This is a genomic window from Leifsonia sp. Y862, assembly GCF_057669585.1.
Genome location: NZ_JBYHFR010000002.1, coordinates 317,347 through 341,934, shown reverse-complemented (window position 1 = coordinate 341,934; position 24,588 = coordinate 317,347). Strand labels below are relative to the sequence as shown.

General features: G+C 65.1%; 24 protein-coding genes and 1 tRNA gene. 4 read left to right on the top strand and 21 right to left on the bottom strand.

Annotated elements, in window-relative coordinates; all coding sequences use genetic code 11:
• Positions 1–53: 53 nt before the first annotated feature.
• Both AC25Z0_RS11765 and AC25Z0_RS11760 read right to left on the bottom strand, forming a co-directional pair.
• Positions 54–350 carry a WXG100 family type VII secretion target gene (locus AC25Z0_RS11765; protein WP_488119842.1) on the bottom strand — a complete coding sequence of 99 codons (297 nt, stop codon included), beginning with the start codon at positions 348–350 and terminating at the stop codon, positions 54–56.
• Positions 351–623: 273 nt separating this feature from the next.
• Positions 624–1,421 (bottom strand): TrmH family RNA methyltransferase, encoded by a 798-nt coding sequence (locus tag AC25Z0_RS11760; protein WP_488133317.1) that lies wholly within the window; start codon positions 1,419–1,421, stop codon positions 624–626.
• A 97-nt stretch (positions 1,422–1,518) separates the two neighbouring features.
• Between AC25Z0_RS11760 and AC25Z0_RS11755 the strand changes: the two genes are divergently transcribed.
• Positions 1,519–2,250 (top strand): YoaK family protein, encoded by a 732-nt coding sequence (locus AC25Z0_RS11755; protein ID WP_488133316.1) that lies wholly within the window; start codon positions 1,519–1,521, stop codon positions 2,248–2,250.
• On the opposite strand, the gene AC25Z0_RS11750 is transcribed toward AC25Z0_RS11755, so the two are convergent.
• The 10 genes from AC25Z0_RS11750 to topA all read right to left on the bottom strand — a co-directional run bounded on the left by AC25Z0_RS11750 (position 2,247) and on the right by topA (position 13,482).
• Positions 2,247–2,978, bottom strand: coding sequence for an alpha/beta fold hydrolase (locus AC25Z0_RS11750; protein WP_488133315.1), 732 nt, complete (start codon positions 2,976–2,978; stop codon positions 2,247–2,249). The two genes, AC25Z0_RS11755 and AC25Z0_RS11750, sit on opposite strands and share 4 nt — an antisense overlap.
• On the bottom strand, positions 2,975–3,613 hold the full coding sequence (locus AC25Z0_RS11745; RefSeq protein ID WP_488133314.1) for an isochorismatase family protein: 639 nt from the start codon (positions 3,611–3,613) through the stop codon (positions 2,975–2,977). Before AC25Z0_RS11745 ends, AC25Z0_RS11750 begins: the two co-directional genes overlap by 4 nt.
• A gap of 12 nt (positions 3,614–3,625) precedes the next feature.
• The gene (gene dacB / locus AC25Z0_RS11740) at positions 3,626–5,131 is read right to left on the bottom strand and encodes a D-alanyl-D-alanine carboxypeptidase/D-alanyl-D-alanine endopeptidase (RefSeq protein ID WP_488133313.1); all 1,506 of its coding nucleotides are present in this window, start codon (positions 5,129–5,131) and stop codon (positions 3,626–3,628) included.
• Positions 5,132–5,178: 47 nt separating this feature from the next.
• Positions 5,179–6,159, bottom strand: coding sequence for a Gfo/Idh/MocA family protein (locus AC25Z0_RS11735; RefSeq protein ID WP_488119836.1), 981 nt, complete (start codon positions 6,157–6,159; stop codon positions 5,179–5,181).
• An 89-nt stretch (positions 6,160–6,248) separates the two neighbouring features.
• Positions 6,249–6,324: transfer RNA gene (locus tag AC25Z0_RS11730), tRNA-Thr, on the bottom strand.
• A gap of 45 nt (positions 6,325–6,369) precedes the next feature.
• Positions 6,370–7,005, bottom strand: a complete 636-nt coding sequence (locus AC25Z0_RS11725) for a TetR family transcriptional regulator (protein WP_488119835.1) — start codon at positions 7,003–7,005, stop codon at positions 6,370–6,372.
• A 71-nt stretch (positions 7,006–7,076) separates the two neighbouring features.
• Positions 7,077–8,627 carry an alpha/beta hydrolase gene (locus AC25Z0_RS11720; RefSeq protein ID WP_488133312.1) on the bottom strand — a complete coding sequence of 517 codons (1,551 nt, stop codon included), beginning with the start codon at positions 8,625–8,627 and terminating at the stop codon, positions 7,077–7,079.
• Between the two features lie 28 nt (positions 8,628–8,655).
• Positions 8,656–9,858: a DNA polymerase III subunit delta' gene (locus AC25Z0_RS11715; protein WP_488119833.1), complete on the bottom strand. Its 1,203-nt coding sequence runs from the start codon at positions 9,856–9,858 to the stop codon at positions 8,656–8,658.
• 43 nt (positions 9,859–9,901) lie between these two features.
• On the bottom strand, positions 9,902–10,531 hold the full coding sequence (gene tmk, locus AC25Z0_RS11710) for a dTMP kinase (protein ID WP_488119832.1): 630 nt from the start codon (positions 10,529–10,531) through the stop codon (positions 9,902–9,904).
• Positions 10,528–13,482 carry a type I DNA topoisomerase gene (topA, locus tag AC25Z0_RS11705; protein ID WP_488133311.1) on the bottom strand — a complete coding sequence of 985 codons (2,955 nt, stop codon included), beginning with the start codon at positions 13,480–13,482 and terminating at the stop codon, positions 10,528–10,530. Before topA ends, tmk begins: the two co-directional genes overlap by 4 nt.
• 189 nt (positions 13,483–13,671) lie before the next feature.
• Here topA and AC25Z0_RS11700 point away from each other — a divergent pair, with 189 nt between their 5' ends.
• A complete protein-coding gene (locus tag AC25Z0_RS11700) occupies positions 13,672–13,914 on the top strand; it encodes a hypothetical protein (protein ID WP_488119830.1) in 243 nt (80 codons plus the stop codon).
• 30 nt (positions 13,915–13,944) lie between these two features.
• Here AC25Z0_RS11700 and AC25Z0_RS11695 read toward each other — a convergent pair whose 3' ends face one another.
• From AC25Z0_RS11695 to AC25Z0_RS11675, 5 genes are all read right to left on the bottom strand, one after another.
• Positions 13,945–14,340, bottom strand: a complete 396-nt coding sequence (locus AC25Z0_RS11695; RefSeq protein ID WP_488133310.1) for an Rv3654c family TadE-like protein — start codon at positions 14,338–14,340, stop codon at positions 13,945–13,947.
• Positions 14,337–14,654: a TadE family type IV pilus minor pilin gene (locus AC25Z0_RS11690; RefSeq protein ID WP_488119828.1), complete on the bottom strand. Its 318-nt coding sequence runs from the start codon at positions 14,652–14,654 to the stop codon at positions 14,337–14,339. The genes AC25Z0_RS11695 and AC25Z0_RS11690 overlap by 4 nt, the downstream gene beginning before the upstream one ends.
• Before the next feature lie 22 nt (positions 14,655–14,676).
• The gene (locus tag AC25Z0_RS11685; protein WP_488133630.1) at positions 14,677–14,865 is read right to left on the bottom strand and encodes a DUF4244 domain-containing protein; all 189 of its coding nucleotides are present in this window, start codon (positions 14,863–14,865) and stop codon (positions 14,677–14,679) included.
• A gap of 223 nt (positions 14,866–15,088) precedes the next feature.
• Positions 15,089–16,054 carry a type II secretion system F family protein gene (locus AC25Z0_RS11680; protein ID WP_488119827.1) on the bottom strand — a complete coding sequence of 322 codons (966 nt, stop codon included), beginning with the start codon at positions 16,052–16,054 and terminating at the stop codon, positions 15,089–15,091.
• 47 nt (positions 16,055–16,101) lie between these two features.
• Positions 16,102–17,307: a TadA family conjugal transfer-associated ATPase gene (locus tag AC25Z0_RS11675; RefSeq protein WP_488119826.1), complete on the bottom strand. Its 1,206-nt coding sequence runs from the start codon at positions 17,305–17,307 to the stop codon at positions 16,102–16,104.
• 585 nt (positions 17,308–17,892) lie between these two features.
• Here AC25Z0_RS11675 and acs point away from each other — a divergent pair.
• Entirely contained in the window at positions 17,893–19,857 is a 1,965-nt protein-coding gene (gene acs, locus AC25Z0_RS11670) for an acetate--CoA ligase (RefSeq protein WP_488119825.1), read from the top strand.
• A gap of 49 nt (positions 19,858–19,906) precedes the next feature.
• On the opposite strand, the gene AC25Z0_RS11665 is transcribed toward acs, so the two are convergent.
• Complete coding sequence (locus AC25Z0_RS11665) at positions 19,907–20,524, bottom strand: TetR family transcriptional regulator (RefSeq protein ID WP_488133309.1); 618 nt, start codon at positions 20,522–20,524, stop codon at positions 19,907–19,909.
• A gap of 161 nt (positions 20,525–20,685) precedes the next feature.
• On the opposite strand from AC25Z0_RS11665, the gene AC25Z0_RS11660 reads away from it, so the two are divergent.
• Positions 20,686–22,527 (top strand): hypothetical protein, encoded by a 1,842-nt coding sequence (locus AC25Z0_RS11660; RefSeq protein WP_488133308.1) that lies wholly within the window; start codon positions 20,686–20,688, stop codon positions 22,525–22,527.
• A 70-nt stretch (positions 22,528–22,597) separates the two neighbouring features.
• On the opposite strand, the gene AC25Z0_RS11655 is transcribed toward AC25Z0_RS11660, so the two are convergent.
• The 3 genes from AC25Z0_RS11655 to sp36 all read right to left on the bottom strand — a co-directional run bounded on the left by AC25Z0_RS11655 (position 22,598) and on the right by sp36 (position 24,574).
• Positions 22,598–23,761, bottom strand: coding sequence for an FUSC family protein (locus tag AC25Z0_RS11655; protein WP_488119822.1), 1,164 nt, complete (start codon positions 23,759–23,761; stop codon positions 22,598–22,600).
• Positions 23,762–23,933: 172 nt separating this feature from the next.
• Positions 23,934–24,404, bottom strand: coding sequence for a RidA family protein (locus AC25Z0_RS11650; RefSeq protein WP_488119821.1), 471 nt, complete (start codon positions 24,402–24,404; stop codon positions 23,934–23,936).
• A gap of 2 nt (positions 24,405–24,406) precedes the next feature.
• Positions 24,407–24,574: a Sp36 family protein gene (sp36, locus tag AC25Z0_RS11645; RefSeq protein ID WP_488119820.1), complete on the bottom strand. Its 168-nt coding sequence runs from the start codon at positions 24,572–24,574 to the stop codon at positions 24,407–24,409.
• Positions 24,575–24,588 lie beyond the last annotated feature (14 nt).

Below are 24,588 nucleotides of genomic sequence, written 5' to 3'. Positions count from 1 at the left end.
GCAGAGGGAAAGGAGGGCGCGCGCGGAACCACCGGCGCCCTCCTGACAGGGTTCTACTTGGCGAGGGCGCGCGCGAGCTCGGAGTCGGTCGACTCAAGCGCGTCGGCGGCGGCCGTGAGGTACTGGCTCATGCCCATGAGGCCCTGGATCGTCTTCGTTGCACCGTCGTTGAACTCCTGGTACGAAGAGCCGAATGCCACTGACGATTTGTCGGTTACGTAGCCGCCGCTGATGAGACCGTCGACCAGGGTCTTGAGCTCGCGCAGCTTCGATTCGATTTCCTGCTCGCCGTTGTTGAGGCGGGTGGAGGCGTCGCGCATGTCGCCGTATGTCACATTAAGGTTTGCCATGAGTCGCTTTCGTATCGTTGATGAAACCTCCGGCTGGCGCTGAAGACGGTGACAACGATACCGATCGGTTGACCCTCTAATGGGGGCAGGCGGAAGGACTTCACCAAGCGTTAATGTCCCGGTCAGCGACAGGTCCGTCATTAGGGGGACATACACACGGCGTCTCACGAAACGTGAAGAGCGAGCCCACCGATCGAAGCCCGCCGTTGAATGCAAGAGATGCACTCATGCACTTTCCTATGCCGGGGTGCGGACGAAGGGTATGGGCAGGTTTCAGCCGGAGAGCGCCCACATCGCGACAGCGCTGGCCGCGGCGACATTGAGCGAATCGATGCCGTGTTCCATCGGGATCTGCACCACGCTGTCCGACGCGGCGAGCGCATCTGCCGTGAGCCCAGGGCCCTCAGCGCCGAGCACCAGGGCCAGCCGATCGTGGTTCGTGCCGTCGAAGTCGCGCAGGCTGACGGCATCCGGTGTCAGGGCGAGTGCCGCCACGTGGAATCCGTGGCGGGTCAGCAGCTCGCGGGTCGTTGTCCAGTCCCCCGTGCGCGTCCACGGCACCTGCAGCACTGTTCCCATGGATACCCGGATGGCGCGTCGATAGAACGGGTCGGAGCACCGCGGCGTCACGAGGATGGCGTCGGCCCCGATCGCGCCGGCCGAGCGGAAGATGGCGCCGACGTTCGTGGGGTCTGCGACGTCCTCCAGGATGACGATGCGGCGGGCTTCGGCCAGAAGTTGATCGGGGTCTGGCAGTGCAGGGCGATTCATCGATGCGATGAGTCCGCGATGCAGGATGTATCCCGTCAGCTCGGCGAGCAGCTCGCCAGGGCCGGAGAACACCGGCACGTCGGGACCGACGAGTGCGACGGCCTCGTCGACGGTGCCGCCGAGGGCGAGCACCGAGCGGGGCTGATGCCCGGCACGCAGCGCCCGTTCGAGCACGAGCGCCGACTCAGCGAGGTACAGGCCGTGCTCGGTGCCACGCGCCTTCTTCAACGCAACATCGGTGAGGTGCGAGTAGTCGGCCAGGCGCGGGTCACTGAGGTCGGAAATGTCGATCACGGGCATCCGTCAACCCTATCGAGGGGCTCGTCCCCCGGCTCACCCACCCCTTGCCCGGACACGTTGGCCGTTTCAGAATGAAATTTCTGGAAGGCGGCACACCATGGGTGAGCAATGGAACTATGCCTGGCGCACAATCGTCCCCGACCTGAATGACAAGCACGGCCCCCTCCCCCCTGTCATGCTGCTGCTGACCATCGTGACCGGGCTCGTTGATGCGTACAGCTACCTTCTACTGGGCCACGTCTTGGTCGCAAATATGACCGGCAATGTCGTCTTCCTGGCCTTCGCGCTTGCAGGGTCGACGGACTTCACCATCTGGGCGTCTGCCCTCGCACTGGTGGTGTTCTCGATTGGAGCCGTCATCGGCGGGCGAATCGCGCACGCACAGCACGCTCATCGTGGCCGGATGCTCCTGCTCGCTGTGAGCACGCAAACCGTCCTCCTGCTGGCCGCTCTCATCGTCTCGCTGGTTGTCGTCACTCCAACGGGCGCGGCCTCGCGTGCGGTTCTCATCACGATAATCGGCGTAGCAATGGGGATTCAGAATGCGATGGCGCGTGCTCTCGCTGTCACCGATCTGACTACGACGGTGCTGACGCTCACGATCGCGGGGATCTCTGCGGACAGCCACCTGGCCAATGGGCCAAGCAGCCGCGCAGGGCGGCGGTTGCTCTCGGTGTTCAGCATGCTGCTCGGTGCATTGATCGGTGCCCTTTTCATCAACCTGGGCCTCGGTACCGTGACGCTCCTGCTGTCGGTCATCCTGATGGCCATCATCACTGCGATTGCAGCCGTGCTCGCTCGGTCGCAGCGACCGTGGACCACCCCCTAGTCAAGAAAGGTCAGCGCGACCCGTTTGAACTCCCGCGACGTCAGCGCATTGATGTGCGTGCGCGCAGGCAGCTCAACATAGCTGGCGCCCGTTGCGGTCGCGAGCTCTTCGACGCCATCGGGGATGTGATCGGCGGCGCCTCTGACATATAGCGTCGGGATGCCAGGCGCAACGTCGAGGGCGGCCCCTCTCATGCCAAGGACGCAGGCTCCCAATGCCTCGCGGTCTTCGCCGGCAGCGATCGCGGCCGCCAACACGGCGGCAATCGTCGGGTCGTCCGGAAGCTGTCCATCGACCACGAAGCGATCGACAGACTCACCGTCCCACGTGGAGAAGTACTCGATTGGGCCAGCGCCGCCGAGCACCACCCGGCGCACCCTGGTCGGCGCCAGCTGGGTCAGCGCCGAAACGACTCGAACGCCCATCGAATAGCCGATCACGTCGACGGAGTCGAGTTCGCAGGCGTCGAGGACGGCCAGCAGGTCGCCCGCCAGTTCGGCCTGCGTGTAGGCGCTCGCCTCGCGCGGTGCATCGCTCTGCCCGTGACCGCGGAGGTCTGGCGCAATGGAGCCGCGCCCCGCTTCCGAGATGGCGCGCACCCACCCGGTACCGCCCCAGGTGGCCGCGGCGCTCGACGCGAAGCCATGCACGAGAAGGATGGGTCGCTGCCCCTCGGTGATGTCGCAAGCAATCCGTACGCCGCTACGTCCGGAGGCGACCAGCGTCACGCGTGGCCTGACCAGCCTGCATCGTCGTCTTCGGCGGCGCGCACGCCACCGACCGCTGCAGACGTTGCCAGGGTCGCCCCGGAATGGGCGAGCTCTGCCAGTGCTGCGTCGCTCGAATCCGCGGCCACTCCTGCGATGAGGTCGGTGAGGATCCGCACGTGCTGCCCGTGCTCCAGCGCATCGAGGGCTGATGCGCGTACGCAGTGGTCGGTGGCAAGTCCCACGACGTCGATCTCCGTCACGCCGTGCGCTGTGAGGAGGTCGCCCACCGTTTCACCAGCTTCGGTGTGTCCTTCGAAGATGGAATACGCAGGTTTCCCCTGGCCCTTCCGAATGTGGAAGGAGATGGCATCCGTCACCAGGGCGGGGTGGTACTCAGCACCGGTCGTGCCAGCGACGCAGTGCACCGGCCAGGTGTCGACGTAGTCGGGGGCATCGTCGCGAGCGAAGTGACCGCCGTTGTCGTTGTCGATGTCGTGCCAGTCGCGTGAGGCGAAGACCCCGTCGTACGCATCTGGGTGACCCGCAAGCAGGGCGCTCACACCGGCGGCCACGCCGCGACCGCCGTCAACGGCCAGCGCACCTCCCTCGGTGAAGTCGTTCTGAACGTCGATGATGAACAGTGCGCGCGTCACGGATTCCCTCACTTAGTTGTTCGACAGGTTGTCGCCGCAGTTGAAGAAACCTGTCGTGATGGTGTCGATCGCTATCTTCGCATTGTCGCTCACATCATCGAGCGCGTAAACGGCAAAGGTGAGCGGGGTGCCGTCTGCGGCGTGAATGATGCCGGCGAGCGTGTAGCCGGTGTCAATCCAGCCGGTCTTGGCGAAGACGGCCCCATCGGCAGCCGAGTTGGCGCCGGTGAATCGGTCGCTGTACGACAGCGAGCCGGAGTCGCCGCCGGCAACAGGGAGACCATCGAAAATAATGCCAAGGTCTCCCTCCCTGGCGTTGATCTTGACGAAGAGCTGAGTGAGGTACGACGGCGGCACAGCATTGTTGTCGCTTAGCCCTGAACCGTCGGCGATGACGATGCCCGTTGTGTCGATTCCGTATGGCTGGAGGCCGGCGACGGTGGACTGCTGCAGCGCGGCGAAGGTGTTCCCAGCGCCTGACTTCACCGCGACGAGCCTGGCCAGCATCTCCGCCAGAGCATTGTCGGAGACGAGCAGAGACTGCTTGATCAGCGTTGAGACGGGTTGCGATTGTGCGGCGGCGAGCGTGGGTGCGCCTGCGGGCGCCGCGCCGCGGGTCACCGTGACGTCACCGCCCAGTTCGTCTGCGAATGCCTCACCGGCACGCCCAACGGGGTCGTCGCTCCGCGTCGAGGTGCTGCGCGCAGGATTGGCCCTGTCGCCGTCAACCTGGAGCGCCGTGATCTCCGGCATGTACCCGTCGTAGAGTTCCTTGGTGTTCCAGCTCGGCTCCCAGGCCGGGTCGCCGAACAGCGATGAATCGAGAACCAGGTTGGTGATCGGGTTGCCGGCATTGGCCGGGTCAGCGTCCCAGGCCGCAATCGTCTGGCTGGCCAGGGCGTCAAGGTGCGCCGCTCCCGCGTACGCAGAGTCTTCCCCTGATGGCAGTCGCGACAGCGTGATGTCGCCGCCGCCGACCAGCACGACTGTGCCGGGTTCTGCGCCCTTCACCACGGTGGTGATCGCCCGATAGTCGGGGCCAAGCACGCTGAGTGCTGCAGCGGATGTCAGGATCTTCAGCACGCTGGCTGTGCGGGCTGGCGTCGTGCCGCCGCGGTCGAAGAGCACCTCGCCCGTGTTCGCGTTGACGACCTGCGCCTGGAAACTGCCCAGCCGGCTGTCTGAGGCCAGCCCGGCAACGGAGCACGTGCGGAGACGGCTGGCCGCCGTGTCTGCCCCTGGCACTGGTCTGGCCGGGTCTGCTGTCGCATCCGGTGCCGCCGACGTCGACGTCGTCGCACCTGCGGCAACGGGCGCGGCCGTACTGCCGGCTGACGCGCCGGCGACAACGGCTCCGGTGCCGAGCAGGGCAAACGCCACCGCACCGCCGGTGATCAGCGCAGCGCGGCGGTGCCGGGAGAAGAACGATGCGATACCCGTCGCTGATCCGCCCTGTGGTTCGACGCCGGCGGCATCTGGCTCAGGGACAGTGCGGGGCGAATCATCGGAATCGTGCATTGGGGTATTTTAGCTGTCGCTGGTGAGAGAACCGCCGCGGTACCGGCTTATTCGCCCGGGTACACGAGGCCGATCTCGGCGCGAACAGCGTCGAGGGTCTTCATGATCGCGACAGACTGCGCCGGGCTCAGGATGTCGCTCACGATGTGTCCCTCACCGATGAGGCGCTCGGCCTCCGCGGCCTGGAAGTGCATGCCGCGGCCCCGAACGTTGGAGGCGTACGACTCAAGCACGTCACCCTCGCTCGAAACGACCCTGAACGACGTCGCTGAGTACCACACGGCGTCGATGTCGATCCTGGCATCCGTTCCCAGCACGGTCGCGGTGTTCGGCCCCTTGGTGTCGCTGGCCGACAGCGTCGAGGCGATCTGTCCACCGGCGTATCGGAAGATGGTGGCGACCTGCGCGTCGGCGCCGGTCTCCTTGAAGGTGGCGCTGGCAAGCACCGTCTCCGGGTCGCCGAACAGCTCGTGCGCGAAGGAGAGCGGGTAGATTCCGAGGTCGAGCAGCGCGCCGCCACCGAGCTCGAGGGCGTTGATGCGGTGAGCGGGGTCATCCGTCAGGTCCTGCGTGTGGTCGGCGATGAGCGTGTGAACGTTGCCGAGGGTGCCAGCGGCCAGGATCTCCCTGATGCGTACCATGTGGGGCAGGAACCTGGTCCACATGGCCTCCAGCACGAGCAGGCCCTTTTCGGCCGCCAGGTCGGCGATGACCTGAGCTTCGCCCGCGTTCACCGCGATCGGCTTTTCGATCAGCACATGCTTGCCGGCGTTGAGCATCAGCGCCGCATTGCTGGCATGCAGCGGATGCGGTGTTGAAATGTAGACGATGTCGACATCAGGGTCGTTCGCGAGCGCTTCATAGCTTGAGTGCGCGACCGGGATACCGAACTCGGCGGCGAACGCGTCGGCCGATTCTTGCGAACGGGAACCAACGGCCTGAACGGTGAAACCGTTCTCCAGGAGGTCGCTCGTGAATTGGTGGGCGATATTGCCCGTGGCCAGAATTCCCCATCGAAGTGCAGTCATGCAATGGAGCCTATCGGCTGCACACTGATGCCTCGGTCCTGAATGCAGAATGGCCACCAACCCTTTCGGGCTGGTGGCCAAGTGCGATGTGGGGCCGCCTATCAGAATCGAACTGATGACCTATTCATTACGAGTGAATCGCTCTACCGACTGAGCTAAGGCGGCGTGAGCGGTTCTTTTCAAAACCGCTCGGTGACACAGCAAACAAGCTTAGCGTGTCTCGAGAGCAATCTTGTACACATCACGGAATGAGCTCTTCACCCGATCGGCCAGTTTGGTCTCCCCCGCCGAATCCGCCCAGCATCTCCAGGCGTGCCGCATCGCGGCAACAGCGACCAAGGTGTAGAGCAATGCCTGTTCAGTCAGCAATTGTGAGTCTTCGGCCAGCTCTGGGTGATCGATGGCCAGGCGCCTCTCCAGCAGGTCTTGCATCCGACCTTCGAATCCTCGCAACGTCGACATTCTCATGCCGATCAACTGCGAATTGCCCAGCAACACCTCGTGCCTGAGCTGATGTAGTTCCTCGTCTTCTTCTAGGGGCTGGAGGTTGGTGATCAGGAGCTCCTCAAGCTGGACGAGGATTGGGCCGCCAGGCCCGGCATTCACGAATTTCTCCAGCGATTCTTCAGAGGCAAACCCGGGAATGTCTCCGACGAGGGCAGCATCTTTCGTCGGAAAGTAGTTGAAGAACGTGCGCGGGGAAATGTTCGCCATCCGACTGATCTCGTCGATCGTCGTGTGCTCGATACCGCGTTCCAGCACCAGCGACAATGCCGCATGCTGGATCTTCAGCTGTGTCGCCGCGCGTTTCCGCGCCCTCAGCCCGACTTCTGAATTATTCGACATGCTTTCATCTCACTGGCACATAGGCGTAGCTCGGCCCTACTGCCGGACCACGCCGCCCGCGCAGCCAACGATCAGCACATCGGGTCTTCAGCCGGAACCGTTCCCGAGAGCAGATAGTTGTCGACCGCGTCATTCACGCAGGCGTTTGATTTGTTGTAAGCAGTGTGCCCTTCACCGTCGAAGGTGACAAGGTGTCCGCTGTCGAGTTGGGCGGCCAAACTCTGCGCCCAGACGTAGGGTGTTGCGGGGTCATTCGTTGTGCCGATCACGAGAATGGGGGCAGCGCCTGCCGCGTGGATTTCTGAGCGCTCGCCCGTGAACGCGTACGGCCAGTTCGCGCAGCCGATGTCGCCAAAGCTCATATAGGTGCCGATCGTCGGCGCGGCGGCTTCAATCTCTGCCGCCTGCGCCCGCATGCTGGCCGGATCGTCGTTGTAGCTGTAGTCAACGCAGTTGATGGCGGTGAACGCTTCGGTGGAGTTGTCGAGGTACGTGCCGTCTGCATTCCGGCCGTTGTAGGCATCGGCGAACTGGAATGCGTACTCGGCATCGCCCTGCATCACGCTGGTCAGCATTTCGCTGAGGTAGCTCCAGGCATCCGCTTGGTAGAGCGGATAGATAATCGCCGTCAACAGGGCGCTTGAGCCGAGCTGGCGGCCATCCGCTGCACTGATCGGGTTCGCATCAACCGAGTCGAGCAGCGCCCGGATGGTGGCCATGGCGTCGTCGACCGTTCCGGAGAACGGGCATGACGTGCTGCTGAGGCAATCGGCCAGGTAGGCCCGCAATGCGCTCTCGAAGCCCTGGGCCTGGATGCGGGTCACGTCGAAGTTGCTGGTTGAGGGGTCGACGGCGCCATCGAGCACCATCCGACCGACCTTGTCGGGGTAGAGCTCTGCATAGGTGGCGCCGAGGAAGGTGCCGTACGAGTACCCGAGGTAGTTGAGCTGGGTGTCTCCGAGGATCGCGCGCATCAGGTCGAGGTCGTGAGCGGCGTTCACCGTGTCAACGTGGCCGAGGAGGGCACCGGTCTCGTCCCGGCATGCCGCGCCGAATTCGGCCGCAGATGCCTCAAGCTCGCTGATCCACTCATCCGTTCCCCGCGCCGCGGTCGGGATGCCGTACAGGTAGTCATCCATCTGCTCTGCGTCGAAGCAGGCCACGGCACTGGACTTACCGACACCGCGCGGGTCAAACCCGACGATGTCGTACGCCGCCTGCAGTTTCTCGTCTGTGGCGTAGTCGACGTTTTCCTTCACGAAGTCGTAGCCGGAGGCGCCGGGGCCGCCGGGGTTCACGAGCAACGAACCGAGCCGGTCAGGCCCCGTGGCGGTATGCCGCACCATCGCCAGATCGATGTCTCCGGCGGCTGGGTCTGCCCAGTCGAGCGGTGCCGTCGCTGTCGCGCACTGCAGGTCGTCGCCGCAGTCGGCCCAGCTGAGCACCTGCTCGTAGAACGGTTGAAGCGCAGCATCAACCTTTTCGCCCGTCGGCACCGAAGTGGACAAGGGCTGCTGGGGCATGAACCACGACACGCACCCGCTCAATCCGATGGTCACGACGAGCGCTGCAGCGAGTGAAACGCCGGCCCTGGCTGATCTTCTGGGGCGAGTCGTGGTCACGGGTTCCTCTTTCGTAGCGGGGGGGCGTTCAGCGTCTGATCGCCGTGACGAGCATTGCCTCGAGAGCAAGGGCTGGGGCGACGTTTGATTCGATTCGCTGTCGGGCGAGGGTGATCGCGTCCATGGTGGCCAGCGACGCCGCCGGGCTGGTGGCTGCGGCGGCCGCTTCCAGCTCCGGAAGGAGTTCGAGATTGATCACCGTTGACGTTCTGCCGAGCTGCACCATCATGATGTCCCTGTACAGAGACACCAGGTCGACCAGGATGCGGTCGATGCCATCCCGCAGGCTTCGCGTTGCACGACGCTTCTGGTCGTCTTCCAGAGCTTTCAGCTGCCCCCGGAGCGCCGGTGGAATCGACTGGCCTGACGCAACGCCGAGCGAACGCAGCACGCCCTCTCGCTCCTGGGCATCGCGCTCAATCGTGATGGCCTTCGCATCGTCGCCGGCAATGGACAGCAATCGGGCGGCGGCCATCACGGCAGCAGACACCGAGCGGATGCCGAGGGCTGTGCGCAGCGTTTCGTCGCGCCGGGTTCGTGCCTCAGCGTTGGTGGCAAGGCGGTGGGCCATGCCGATGTGGCTCTGCGCCTCGCGCGCCGCGCGGAGGGCGATGTCGGCGTCGACCCCGTCGCGCGCCACCAGCAGGTCGGCGACGTCTTCGACGCTCGGGACTCGAAGGCGAACGGTACGGACGCGCGAACGGATGGTGGGAAGCAGGTCGGCTTCGCTTGGCGCACAGAGAATCCAGACCGTGCGCTCCGGTGGTTCTTCGAGAGCCTTGAGCAGCACGTTCGACGTGCGCTCCACCATCCGGTCTGCGTCTTCAACGACGATGACTCGATAGCGACCGATGGAGGGCGAGTACTGTGACCTCGCCACGACCTCTTTCACCGACTCCATCTTGATGATGACGCCCTCTGTGGAGAGCACAGTGAGGTCTGGATGGGTGCGCGCATCGACCTGTCGCCTGGCCGCTTCATCGCCCACCTCGTCGCCGGGGCTGAGCAGGGCCGTGGCGAAGGCGAATGCCAGGTTGGATCGACCTGACCCTGGCGGGCCCGTGATCAGCCAGGCATGGGTCATGGAGGCGCTGGAGGTCGACGTGGTGGCGCCGGCGGATGACGGTGAGACTGATCCGTCAGGAGCGGCAGGAAGCGCCACCCGTTCGGCTGCGGCACGGAAAATGGCGATGGCCTCCGCTTGACCCGTCAGTCCGTCCCAGATTCCCATTAGGCAAGGGTACCGTTCGCGTCCGACAGATCGCTGCGTGCCGCTAGCTGCGGGCAGCCAGCAGCGCGCTGACGCGTTCCCGAATGGCAGCGGCGATCGTTTCTGGCGCTGCATCAGCATCGAGCACGATGAATCTGTCGGGTTCCGCGGCCGCGAGGTCGAGGAAAGCCGCGCGCACCCTGGCGTGGAACTCGCCCTTTTCGGCCTCCAGGCGGTCGAACCGCTTGTTGGCCGCGTTCAGGCGTGACCGCGCTGCCGATTCGTCGAGATCGAGCAGGATGGTGAGGTCGGGCAGCAAGCCTTCAGCCGCCCACATGGACAGGTCACGCACCTCGTCGGCACCGAGAACTCGGCCGGCGCCCTGATAGGCGACGGATGAGTCGATGTAGCGATCCTGCACCACGATTTCACCGCGTGCGAGAGCCGGCCGAACCTTCGTGCTGATGTGGTGGGCGCGGTCAGCGGCATAGAGCAGGGCCTCAGCGCGCGGCGCGATGTCGCCGCGGTGATGCAGCACAATCTCGCGAATCGCGACGCCGACATCCGTTCCGCCTGGCTCGCGGGAGCGCAGCACGGTGTGCCCCTGCTCCTCGAGCCAGTCGGTCAAAAGTTCGGCCTGGGTCGTCTTGCCTGAGCCGTCGCCGCCCTCAAGGGTGATGAACAAACCGGTCACGACGTCGCAGACTCCGCAGCTGCAGCGGCGGCCTTGTTCGCCGCCCTGGTTGCAGCGGCTTTCTTCGCTGCCGCCGAACGCGCAGCGCTGGTGGCCGTTGTCTTTGCCGCCGTCGTCTTCGCCGCAGTCGTCTTCTTGGCTGCGGGCTTCTTCGCTGCCGGCTTCTTGGCTACGGGCTTCTTCTTGGCTGGCGCCTTGGCGCGCGGCTTCGCCGGTCCCTTGGCACGCTTGTCGGCCAAAATCTGCACAGCACGGTCGAAGTCGATGTCTTCGATGCTCTCGGACTTCGGAATCGTCGCGTTGGTGACGCCGTCGGTCACGTATGCGCCGAAACGACCGTCCTTGATCTTGATCGCCTTGCCGCTCTCCGGGTCTGGGGCCTCGAATTCCTTGAGCGCGCTGGAAGCGCGACGTGCCCCGTACTTGGGCTGAGCGAACAGTTCGAGGGCGCCAGGCAGGTCAAGTTCGAAGATCTGGTCTTCGCTGGTGAGCGAACGAGTATCCGTTCCCTTCTTCAGGTACGGACCGAACTTGCCATTCTGCGCAAGGATCTCTTCGCCAGACTCAGGGTCAACGCCGACGGTGCGCGGCAGGTCGAGCAGGCGAAGCGCGGTGTCCAGGTCGATCGACGCGAGGTCCATCGATTTGAAGAGCGAGGCGGTGCGAGCCTTGGGCAGCGCAGTCTTCTTGGCCGCGGTCTTCTTCTTCGGCTTCGTTTCCGTGACCTCACCGGTGGCAGCGTCGACGGTCTCTGTCACGGCAGGTGCGGCGGCAACGGATGCCGCAGCAGGATCGACTTCTGGCTCTGGATCGACCTCGGTCACGTACGGTCCGAATCGGCCGTCCTTGGCCACGACGTTCTTGCCGTTCTCCGGGTTCACGCCAATGACGCGGTCGGTGACGACGGGAGCCTCGATGAGCTCGCGTGCCTTTGCGGCGGTCAGTTCATCCGGAGCCAGTTCCGGCGGGATGTTGACGCGACGCGGAGGAGCGTCGGGGGCGGCATCCGGATCAATGGTCTCGAGGTAGGGACCGTACTTGCCGATGCGCAGCGTGATGTCGTCGGCGATCCTGACCGAGTTGACGGCCTTCGCGTCGATCTCACCCAGGTTGTCGATGACCTGGCGGAGGCCCTTGTGCTTGTCTGAGCCGAAGTAGAAGCTGGTCAGCCAGTCGACGCGCTCTGCTTCGCCGTCTGCGATGCGGTCGAGGTCGTTCTCCATTTCGGCGGTGAAGTCGTATTCGACCAGGTCACCGAAGTAGTCCTCGAGCAACCGCACGACGGAGAAGGCGATCCAGTTCGGGATGAGTGCCTGGCCGCGCGGGGTGACGTAACCGCGGTCGGTGATCGTTGAAATGATCGACGCGTACGTCGATGGGCGGCCGATGCCGAGCTCTTCGAGCTTCTTCACCAGGCTGGCCTCTGTGTAGCGGGCAGCCGGTGTGGTCTCGTGTCCCTTGGCTTCCACATCGACGAGGTTCAGAACCTGGCCCTCCGTGAGCGGCGGGAGCTTCGATTCGGTCGGGTCTGACGCGGCGTTTCGCTCTTCGTCACGCGATTCTTCGTACGCGAGCATGAAGCCGCGGAACGTGATGACGGTTCCACTCGCCGCGAACTCGGCGACGACACCGGATGCCGATGGCTGGTCAGACGGGCCGGTCGGGCCCGCAGAGATGGTGACGGATGCCGTCGAACCGGTGGCGTCGGCCATCTGCGAGGCGACGGTGCGCTTCCAGATCAGTTCATAGAGCTTGTAGTCGTTGCCACGGAGGCTGGATGAGAGGGATGCCGGGGTGCGGAAGGTGTCACCAGACGGGCGGATCGCCTCGTGTGCCTCCTGCGCGTTCTTGCTCTTGCCCTTGTACAGGCGCGGCGATTCCGGCACGGTTTCGGGCCCGTAAAGGGCTGCAGCCTGCGTGCGCGCAGCGCCGATCGCCTGCTGCGAGAGCGACGGTGAGTCGGTTCGCATATAGGTGATGTAGCCGTTTTCGTAGAGCGACTGGGCAACGCTCATGGTCTGGCGCGCGGTGAAGCGCAGCTTGCGGGCGGCTTCCTGCTGCAGCGTCGAGGTCGTGAATGGCGCGGCGGGGCTGCGGCGGTACGGCTTCGATGCCACCTTGGTGACCGTGAGGTCGACGTCGGGCTTCCGCAGCGCCTCTGCCAGGGCGAGGGCCCCGGCCTCATCGAGCACGGCGGCCTGCACCTTGGGCTTCAGCTTGCCGGTGTCATCGAAGTCTGCCCCGGTGGCGATGCGGTCACCGTTGATGCGCACGAGCTTGGCGTCGAAGCCGGCAGCATCGCTGTCAGCGGATGCCGCGAGCTGCGCAATCAGGTCCCAGTAGCTGGCAGAGACGAACGCCAGGCGTTCGCGCTCGCGGTCGACGACGAGTCGGGTGGCGGCGGACTGCACGCGGCCGGCGGACAGGCCAGGGCCGACCTTGCGCCACAGCACGGGCGAGATCTCGTATCCATACAGGCGGTCAAGGATGCGGCGGGTTTCCTGGGCATCCACGAGTGCGGTGTCGAGTTCGCGAGTGTTGTCCTTGGCCGCCAGGATGGCGTCTTTGGTGATCTCGTGGAACACCATGCGACGAACCGGAACCTTGGGTGCCAGCACCTGCAGCAGGTGCCACGCGATGGCTTCTCCCTCGCGGTCCTCATCAGTTGCGAGCAGGAGTTCGTCGGCGTTCTTCAGCGCGCGCTTCAGCTCGGCAACTGTCTTCTTCTTGGAGTCAGACACGACGTAATACGGTTCGAACCCGTTGTCGACGTCGACAGAGAACTTGCCCAGCCCGCCCTTTTTGAGCTCTGGCGGCAGGTTCTTGGGTTCGACCAGGTCGCGAATGTGACCGACGGAGGACAGTACCTCGTAGCCATCGCCCAGATACTGCGCGATTGACTTCATCTTGGTCGGCGACTCAACGATGACCAGCTTCTTAGTGCCTGGCACCAGACTCCTCTTATATGTGATGGGAACAAGGCACACCATACACATAGGAGTGGAAAGTGTGCCTCATTCAGTGTGCTGCACGTTTGTTCAGCGTTTGCCGTGAGCCCCGCGGGCGGGACTCTGACCCACGCCTCTGCGATGAGACCCGTGCCCCCTTGCCCCTCAACGGTTCCTGAGGACAATGGAAGCATGGCTACAGCATCAATGGGCACGTACACGGCCAAGCTGACGGACGGCCCCCTTGAGGGCAAAACCATCACCGTGGAGTTCCTGCAATCAGGTGATCCGCAACCGCAGCTGAAGATCCCCGTCAACGCCAGTAACAAGCGGTACTTGTACGCACGCGGCGCCGGACTGGAATTCGAAGGTTCTGAAAATCCAGATCGGCCGAGCGCCGTTGACTATCGCTACCTTGAAGCTGTATTCGAATAGTACAGCCCCGTCAGGCCGCGCTTTCCCTCTCTACTCTTCGGCTGAGCCAGGCGGACCGGCTCGCGACCTGGACCGCACTGTAAAAGGACCGGCTGCACGTTCGACCACCACGTCGGAGACGAGGCCGTCGATGGTGCACGAGGCCAGCATTGCCCCGTTGAGAACGGCCGCATGAGCCGCGGCATCGCAGGGGATGCCGGCAACCGCACCTGATGCTGTGTCTGCTGCCGCGAGCGCGGCCGCATCCGCCGCATTCAGCACCGTTTGGTGGGTGGCCAACACTGCGAATGTCGTGACGACCAGCGCCGTGACGAGCATGGTCGCGGCGATGACGGCCACGCCGAGGATGGTGCCGGATCCCTCGTCACGCTCGCCGGTCGCGCCGCGCGGCCAGCAGTTCCAGCGGCCACGGCACCAGCGGTTCACAACCCTCCCGCCAGCGCGCACGACGATGCCTCGACGACAAGTCCGAGCGCCGCGAACGGGCCGATCGCCGCCGGAGCACGCAGCGTCGCACACGTGAACTCTCCCTGGCGCTCGGTGACCAGCGTCACACCAGCGCCGGCACGAGCGGCCAGGCCAGCAGCCCTCCCCTCGTCGTCACCCCTGGCGAGCGACCTGGCAGCGTCAGCCGCGGCGTCCGCGAGCCGCACCTGTTGCCCCAGCATGGCGACCGCCCCCAGGCAGCACCCGAGCACCAGGACCACTGCAGGCAATACGGTGGCGAACTCTGCTGTCACACTGCCCGTCTCGCGCCGCGGGTCACCCCACCGACAACGCATTCCGCACCAGGTCCGTCAGGATCCCCCGCACCTCGTCGCCCCGCAGGATGACGATGAGCAGGCCGGCGAACCCGACAGCGGCCATCGTGGCGACGGCATACTCAGCTGTCGCGGCGCCTGTGTCTCCCGCCAGTCTCCGTGCTCCTGCCAGCCTCCGCGCTCTGGCCAGCCTTGCGCTCAGGAACGAGCGGATGCCGCGCCTCCGGTGCCCTCGCGCCAGCCCACCGGACTGTTCAGTCGTCATACGCACTGTTGGCATGGGTTCTTCTCCTTGAGTTTGCGCCCGGACGAACCTCTCGGTGTCCCGGGTGTCAATTGGATCGGCACGGGCATAATCAGCATCCGCCAGCAACCGAGTACCCAGGCGCGCAGCCGGGGATCCGTGGAGAACGTCAGAGCGAACCGAATGTGGAGGACACGATCGAGATCAGCAGCGGCGCAACTCCGACGAGCATGAACGACGGCAGGATGCAGAGTCCTAGTGGCAGCATCAGGGTCACCGCCAGGGTTGCAGCCTGCCGCTGACCCTCGGTACTTTCCACGAGACGCAAGTGCGCGGCCTCGCTCCGTAAGAGCTCCGCCGCAGGCACCCCTGCGCGCTCCGACAGCTCGAGGACGGATTGGATCACAGCGTCGGAGTGCGCCGTCGCAATCCCAAAGCGGGTTGCCGCGCGGTGTGCGAGTTCTCTGGCGCCCGCCAGGGAACCGCCGCCTGACATGGCGATGGCCATCAGGTCGCATTCCAACCCCGGGGTCGCGGTTCGCCGTCCGGCGGCCCGCACGAGCCTGCGGTTCCAGCCCGCACCTCCGAGCATCAGCGCTCCCCCCGCTGCCAGGCAGAGCAAGCCAGGGGCGGTCGTCAACAGGGTGCCCAGCGTGTCGAATCCCATCAGCAGGCCAAGCAGAATCCCGACAGCGGGAAGCCACATCACCATTCGTGCCGTCGATTGCGGACCAGCCAATGCCACCTCAAGCTCGCGCTGCCCCTGACCGAGCTCCCTGAACGAGGAGGCAAGGCTCCGCAAGCAGGTCGACAGCGGCGCACCCGCCTCAGTTGCCACCTGCCAGGCTGCCGCGATTCCATTCCAGGCCGCCGCTGACTGCTCATCCAGCGGCCTGGCAGCCACGGCGATGGCGTCGGCGACGCTCTCCCCGCGTGGCCCAGCCCGGGCCGCGGCCTGCACCACACTGTCTTCGCCGACGCTGTCGTCACCCGCTTGGCCATCGGCCACGCCGAGGTAGCCCCAGACGGCAACAGGCGAGACGCCGGCGCTCAGCAACACAGCGATTCGTTGGACGAGCGATGCGACCCGTTCAATCGGCAGCTCACCGGTGCGGCGCGCTCGGCGCAATGTCATCAAGCTCCGGGTCAACCGCGTCGTCGTCCGCACTGTCATTCGCGCCGTCATCCGCTCGCCACAGCCAGCCGGCCGCGCCCATCAAGCTCGAATCGGGCAATCGTGCGCACCCGCCGGACACCCTCAGCCCGCTCCAGGTGCACGACCCAGCTCAACGCACTGACTGTTTGACGCGCAATCGCCTCCTGGCTCATTCCCGCGAGCGCGCCCAGGGCCTCGAGTCGGGCGGGGACGTCGTCCACCGAGTTCGCGTGCAGCGTTCCAGCCCCGCCGTCATGCCCGGTGTTCAGTGCGGCCAACAGTTCCCGCACCTCGCTGCCGCGGCACTCCCCCAACACCAGCCGATCAGGCCGCATTCGCAGCGCCTCACGCACCAGTCGCTCAAGCCCCACCTGGCCAGCACCCTCCAGGTTTGCCTGTCGCCCTTCAAGACCGACGACGTGCGGATGCTCGATCCGCAGCTCAGCGACGTCTTCGATGACCACGATGCGCTCCCCCGCCGGAACCTCACCCAGCATCGCGGCCAGGAGAGTGGTCTTGCCGCTCCCTGCCGCGCCGGTGATCAGGAAGTTTTCGCGGGCTGCCACGATCGCGCGGAGACGCGGCAGCACGGCGTCGTCATCGGTTGCACCAATTCGGGCTTCGGTTCCGCACAGGCCGGCATCGGCCAGCGCCGCCAAGCTCAGCCGGGTGCGGCTGGGCAGGCGTATCGACAGCAGCGTTCCCGTGCTTGAAATGGGTGGCAAGACCGCATGAACGCGGATGCCGTCTCCCAATCGCACATCAACACAGGGACTTGCTTCATCGATATGTCGCCCGCCGAGCGCGATGAGCTTGACGGCCAGAGCGCGAACGCTCGGTTCATCGAGTCGCCAGAGCGGTTGCCAGGCCAGACCTCGCCCGTCGTCAGTCCAAAGGCCTGACTCCCCGTTCACGCACAGGTCAGTGACGCCGGGGGCGCTCGCAAAATCTGCCAGGGGACCGAGCGCCGAGATGTCGAGTGCTGCGTCGTCGCTGGTCGCTGTCGCCCGCGGCGGCAGCTCGGGATCATCGCGTGTAGCGCCAGAGCCCGTAGCGCCAGAGCTCAGAGGGCCAGCGAGCGTAGCGCCAGGTCTCGCGGCTCCAACGGCTACGGGGCCGGGGCTCGCTGCGCGATCACGCGGCGACACAGCCACAAAACGGTCCTGGCTGGTGAACGGCGCACTCGCGGCCACCGCATTGCCGAACGGAACATCGTCGAAGGGAGCGAACATGCCAGCACGATACGTACCCAGCAGGGCGCGCGACTGTGGCGGACGCGAGGCTGTGGACGGATCAGCAGATCGTCCACCGGTGCAGGACGTGCCGGACGTGGGCGCCGGGCCTCACCGCCGGGCTCACAAGCCGGGGCTTAAAAAAAGGGGGGCGGCACCTATTGGGGGGAACAGGTGCCGCCTCGGCAATGCGCTAGTTGGGGGGAACATCACGCACTGCAGGTGAGGACTTTCATCCACACAGGTCTAATAGTACGCGCTCAGCCGATATTCGCAAGTCCCAATGCCCTCAAAACTGGGGGCAAGGCTGCTGCACGGCAAAAACATTGGAAATCCCAAGGTTTCGCTGTGTTTACAGGGGCATTCCCCGGATTGTTCCGCGGCGAATTGCTCGACCGCAGAGCGTGTCAGCTCTCCTCGACGCCCCAATGACACTCGGCGCGTGCTGCCGGGTCGCTCCGGCATGCTAGGCGGAGGTTTCGTCCTATTTCGCTGCCGATCTGCGGCAACCCGCGAAAGAGTAAGGTTCTTCACGGGCAGGCAGCACGCCCACCGGAACGTAGCGCAAAGGAGCGACACAGAACAATGAGCGTCCAGATTGATCACCTGCTCGACGAAACTCGTCAGTTCCCACCCACCCCTGACTTTCAGGAACACGCCGTCGCCACGCCCGCGCTGTATGCAGCGGCGGCCGATGATCGGCTGGGCTTTTGGGCGGAGCAGGCACGTGACCTGATTCATTGGCACAGGCCATTCACCCGCACCCTTGACTGGTCGAATCCCCCCTTCGCGAAGTGGTTCGAGGACGGCCGCCTCAATGTGGCGTACAACTGCCTCGACCGCCATGTGCTGGCTGGTAATGGCGACCGCGTCGCCCTGCATTTCGAGGGTGAACCAGGCGACTCGCGCTCACTCACGTACGCCGAGCTCACCGCAGAGGTGAAGCGGGCCGCGAACGTGCTCGCCAGCCTCGGCATCAAGGCAGGCGACAGGGTCGCCATCTACCTTCCGATGATTCCTGAGGCCGTCATTGCCATGCTCGCCGTGGCACGCCTCGGTGCGGTGCACTCTGTGATCTTCGGCGGCTTCAGCGCAGAGAGCCTGCGCTCCCGCATCGACGACGCCAGCGCTGTGCTCGTGATCACCGCTGACGGCGGCTACCGCAAGGGCCGCGCCTCCGCCCTGAAGCCCGCTGTTGACGCAGCGCTGCAGAGCGGCGACTCGACGGTGCGCAACGTTCTCGTCGTCAAGCGCACTGGCCAGGACGTCGAATGGAACGACCGCGACATCTGGTGGCACGATGCGCTGGGCGCTGCCGACCTCGACCACACGGCGGAGGCATTCCCCGCCGAGAATCCGCTGTTCATCCTGTACACGTCAGGGACGACGGGCAAGCCGAAGGGCATCCTGCACACCAGCGGCGGATACCTCACCCAGGCGGCCTTCACCCACAGGAACGTGTTCGACCTGCACCCTGAGACGGATGTCTACTGGTGCACCGCCGACGTCGGCTGGATCACCGGCCACACCTACGTGGCATACGGCCCGCTCGCCAATGGCGCGACGCAGGTGCTGTACGAAGGAACCCCCGACAGCCCGCACCCCGGTCGCTGGTGGGAGATCATCGAGAAGTACAAGGTGAGCATCCTGTACACCGCGCCGACCGCCATCCGCACCTTCATGAAGCTGGGCAGGCAGATCCCGCAGGAATTCGACCTGACCAGCCTGCGCGTGCTCGGTTCGGTGGGTGAACCCATCAACCCTGAGGCATGGATGTGGTACCGAGAGGTCATCGGAAACAACATCACGCCCGTGGTCGACACCTGGTGGCAGACCGAGACCGGCGGCATCATGATCTCCGCGCTTGCCGGGGTCACCTCGACCAAGCCAGGCGCCGCACAGGTGCCGATTCCCGGCATCAGCATCGACGTCGTCGACGATGGGGGCACGCACGTCGGAAACGGCAATGGCGGGCTCCTCGTGGTCAAGGAACCGTGGCCGGCCATGCTGCGCGGCATCTGGGGCGACCCTGAACGCTTCAAGGAGACGTACTGGGACAAATTCAACGGCACCCCGATCGCGCCCGCCTACTTCGCGGGCGACGGAGCGCGCCTCGACGACGACGGCGACATCTGGCTGCTCGGTCGTGTCGACGACGTGATGAACGTCTCTGGCCACCGCCTCTCGACGGCAGAAATTGAGTCGTCGCTGGTCGCGCATCCGCTCACTGCAGAGGCAGCGGTTGTCGGAGCGGCCGACGAGACAACAGGCCAGGCTGTCGTGGCGTTCGTCATCATCAAGGCCAGTCAAACGGATGCCGCATCACACGAAGACGTCGCAGAGGTTTTGCGGGCTCACGTTGCACAGCAGATCGGGGCCATTGCCAGGCCGCGGCAGATCTTTGTTGTGAACGAACTGCCGAAGACGCGATCAGGAAAGATCATGCGCCGCCTGCTGCGCGATGTTGCCGAAGGCCGTGAGATCGGCGACACGACGACTCTCGCAGACACGTCGGTGATGCAGATCATCGCCGACAAAATGAAGAGGTAGCACGCAGCAGGCGCCAGTCACCGAGTGACGGGCACCACGTGCCAGGCAGTCACTCAGCCGGCGTACTGATCGCCGCCATCTGGCGCCGTGCAGTATGGAACGTCTCGAGGTCGATGGGGAACTCCCCGTCGACCTCGCGGACATGCCGAAGCACCTCGTCTCCGAGCGCGATCGAGAGCCCAACCGTCAGACGGGCTTCGGTGGCGTGGTCAGCGTCGCCCAATCGGGCGAATTCCGGATGCTCGTCGAGCCACGCAGTGATCACGGCGACCAAGCGCTCACGGCTCTCGTCGCTCGACCACGAGACAGAACTAGCGGTTCCCGGCTCTCGCGCGAAGAGCGCGAACCGCCGCTGGGTCAATGTGTCATCGGCTTGACCGCGGACGGACTCCATCACGATCAGGCTCGCCGCGACCACCAGGTCACGGGGATGCCGCATGAGGATGTCAGCGGTGAGGCTCGGATCAAAGACCAGCGCGGATCCGAAGATGGCCTGGTCGAGAGAGGAGAAATAGTTGAAGAAGGTACTGCGGGACACCATTGCCACCGCACACACCCGATCAACCGTGACCGCCCGCACGCCTTCGTCATAGGCGAGATCGACCGCAGCGTGCTCCATCGCTCGTCGAGCAGCGCGCATCTTGAGCTCTCTGAGTCCCTCAGCCATGCTTTCTCCCTCGCTCGACCGTTCCACCCACAATACTGAGTATAGTTTTGGATTGCATCCAAGTTTGGACTCAGTCCATGCTTGGCGGCGTCTCCACTACTGAAAGGTTCCACATGCATCGTCCGCTCCGGGATCGCACAACATTGCCGACGCACGCCCGAGTGACTGCGAGGCGGGCACGAATCGCCGGCGCGATCACCGCCGTGATGGGGCTGGCCATGGTGACTGTGCCGCTGGCCGCAAACGCGGTCGAGACGGCCGTGCACCCCGTTTCTGTCACGGTGAGCATCAACAACGGGACGGATGCCGCGGCGCTCGCGGGCGTGCACATCGCTGTGCGTCAGGCGGAGGGCGACGACACGGTCGTCGCGACGGGCACTACCGACGCCGATGGCATCCTTGAGCTTGCAGTCGATGGCGTCGAGACCAGCTATGTGGCGGATGCCGAATGGCCGGGAGCCCCCGGCGACCTCAATCCCACGACGACGCGAACGGAGTTCAGACTCGGCAGCGGGACTCCCGTCAACATCACCCTGTGGGGAACGTACGGCACGGTGTCCGGTTCGATCACCGCGACCGCCGATGGGGCACCACTGACCGATCTCAGCGGCGCCGGCGCCGTCATCACCAGCGGAGCAACGGCCGTGCAGCAGATCTCGCTTGCCGCCGATGGCACGTTCGTCTCCGGTGCGCTGCCCACGAGCGGATCTGCGGACTACCGCGTGTCCTTCGCTCCGCCGACGGGGTACGACATCGCCGCGGAGCAATCCACGGCCAACCCGCCGTTCGCGCTGCCGGCAGACGGAACGAGCCCGGCCGCGCTCGCGATCCAGCGTCAGTTCGACGTCGTGTCGCACGGCACCACACCATCACCGACGCCGACGCCGACGCCGACTCCCACACCCACGCCCACACCCACGCCCACGCCCACACCCACACCCACGCCAACATCCACACCAACCGTGCCGGCCACACCGACCCCGACCGCCACGCCGACCGCTGGCCCACCGCTGCCTGTGGTGCCGACGGCATCCGTCACGTTCGGTGACGCCGGCAGTCTGGGTGCTGCACTCGACGGAAGCAGTGAGGCGCAGCTGAATGCGCTTCTGGCCGCGACGTCCGCCGGTGGCTACCAGAGCACCGCGGTGAACAACAGGTTGAATCAGCTGCTCGGTTTCGCGCAGCAGCCCACACCACAGCAGGTGCAGCAGCTGATGGGGCTCGTGTCGCCCATCACGGCTAGCGCGCCAGGGCTCACCGTCAATCAGATTTCGTTCGTGGCGACGGACCTCCAATCACTCCTCATGTCGGTCCAGAAAGAGCGAGCCTCGCTGCTGAACACCCAACTCGCCGCGCAGCTCACTGAGGTGCAGGCGCGCAACGCGCGCATCGCGACGCTGAACACCGCGCTGTCCGCCGTCACCGCGTACCTCGCGTCGCCGACCGAGGCTGCTTTCACGGCGGCCAGCAACGCAGTGAAGGCAGCCGGCGTCGAGCATGTGTTCCTGTCCGCTTCCGCTGGCACCGGATCTGCGTCCGCGTCTGCGCTTGCCACGAACCTGCGTGGTCAGATTGACTCGGCGTCCAACAGCCAGCAGATGGACATGCTCCGCCTGCAATCCCTGACCAACAAGTACAACGACGCGTTCGACCTCATGACGAACTTCGTCAAAAAGATGCAGGACTCACGCTCAAGCGCTATCGGAAACATGCGCTCCGCCCCGGTGGCGCTTGGCACGGTGCAGTGGGACAGCGGCACCGTGACCGGCAACCTCGACCTGACAAACGTGCCGAACGGTGAGCACCACCTCATCCTGACATTCGCCGAGGCCGGTGTCACCGTCGTTTCGAGCGTTACCGTGCAGCACGGTGAACTCGCCGCGACCGGTGGGCAGCTGACTCCCGCGATGGGGCTGGGTGTTGGTCTGCTGGTGCTCGGGTGTGCTGCCGTCATCGGCGCGCCGCTGCTGCGACGCCGTGATGTGACCGCAATGCGTCCATAAGGTACGAAATCCGGCCCTTCAATCAAGAAGGGCCGGATTCTTGCGCAGTGGGGTTCTCAGCCCTGGCACGTCATGGCGTCAGGTCACCCGGCCTGCGGGGCAGGCGCACGCCACCGGTCGCCGGCAGTTCGAGGGCAGGAAGCGACGAGCGCGCCACGTCGCCGCTCATGCCCGTCGCCCTGAGTCCATCGACGATGATCTGGCGGAACATCGCCAGCAGTCCCTGGTCGGCTGATGCGTGGGTCGATGCTTCTTCAAGAACCGCAATCGCCGTCTCGAACCGCTCTGCGGCCTTGGCGGAATCAACGTCTCGATGCCCGAGCACGAGCAGGTCAATACCGATGGCAATTTCCCTGGCAACCGCGGCCACCCGCGGCTGGGACCGACCAGACGCCGTGATCACCTGGGTGCGGCGAGCAACCATGCGCAGGCTGCGCGAGGCACTCTCCAACCCATCGTGCATGGCCATCCGCGCCAACCATGCATCCCGGCTGCTTCGAGACAGCGGAGAGAACGTGGCGACTGCACGAGCGGACTCCAGGGTCACCCGCCATGCGTCGAGGCGCGGCTGAAGGGGCACCAACTGGCTCGCAGCGCGACGAGAGGGCTCTGCGTCGCCCGTCTCAAGCGACAGGGCTATCAGATGGGCTGAGTCTGCGAGATCCCTGATGACCGAGTTGCCTGCGCTCAACGCCCGTCGAATCGGAGCGGCCGGAATCAGCGCTGTCATGAGCAGCGCGACACAACCGCCGACAACGCCGTCGAGTGCACGCAGATATGGGCCACCGGTGGGATCAGGAAGCACGGCGACAAGCATGGACTGGGTGGCGGCGCTGAGTGCGAACGCCGGGTTCCGTGACACCAGGGTTGCGAGTGACAGCACGAGCAGCAGCGTCACCGCGATCTGAACCGGTCCCCGGCCAAACAGCGAGACCACCGTGGCGCTCAGAGTGATGCCCATCACCATGGCACAGGCCGTCTCTGCGACCGTGCGCGGGCGCGCATCCCGGTTGAGGCTGAGACTTGACAAGGCCACGGTGCACGCAAGCGCCGGTGACGTGTGGCCGAGCGCGTAGTGTGCGACCGCGAATGCGATCGTGGCGGTGACCGCGAGTTGGATGATTGTCGGCAACGTCGTTCGCAGCCGCTGAAGCCTTCCGTTGGTGTGAGACGACAGGGCCGCGAGCGAGGCGCTGGTTGGCCACGCGGAAGCCAATGCTCGTCGGATCATCATGAGTGGTCACGATAGTCCGGCCGTATTTCTACGAGATTTCCGGGAGCGCAACCGAGAGTTCGAGCGGCCAGCGCACAACGCACGTGCCGGGTCAGGAAATCATGACCACGACACGTGCGTCAGGGTGTTGCGGGGAGAACGGCAGTCCAGCCCATTCTCGGCAAACGGATGACTACGCGAATGACACGATCAGTTCGACCTCGACCGGCGAGTCAAGGGGAAGCACGGCGACGCCCACAGCGGAACGCGCGTGGATGCCGATGTCGCCGAAGATCTCGCCGAGGACTTCGGACGCACCGTTGATCACGCCGGGCTGGCCGGTGAACGAGGGATCGCTCGCGACGAATCCAACGACCTTGACGACCTGCGTGATGCGGTCGAGCGATCCAATGACGGACTTGATGGCCGCGAGTGCGTTCAGCGCAGAGATGCGGGCATAGTCCTTCGCATCCTCAGCCGGCACCAGGCCGTGCCCGTCGCCGACCTTGCCTGTTGCAGGCAAGGCCCCGGCCACCATCGGGAGCTGGCCAGAGGTGTAGACGAGAGAGCCGGATACCACTGCGGGCACGTACACCGCAACGGGTGGGACGACCGTGGGCAACTCGATACCGAGTTCGGCGAGGCGTGCTTCGATGAGCGACATGACTAGGCTCCTTCGGTCGGGTTGATCGGGCGCTTGAGGTAGGCGACAAGGCCACCCTCCGGGCCCGTGACAACCTGCACGAGCTCCCAGCCGTCAGCCCCCCAGTTGTTCAGGATAGCCGCGGTATTATGGATCATCAGCGGGGTCGTGAGGTATTCCCAGGCAGGCATGTGGCTCCGATTCA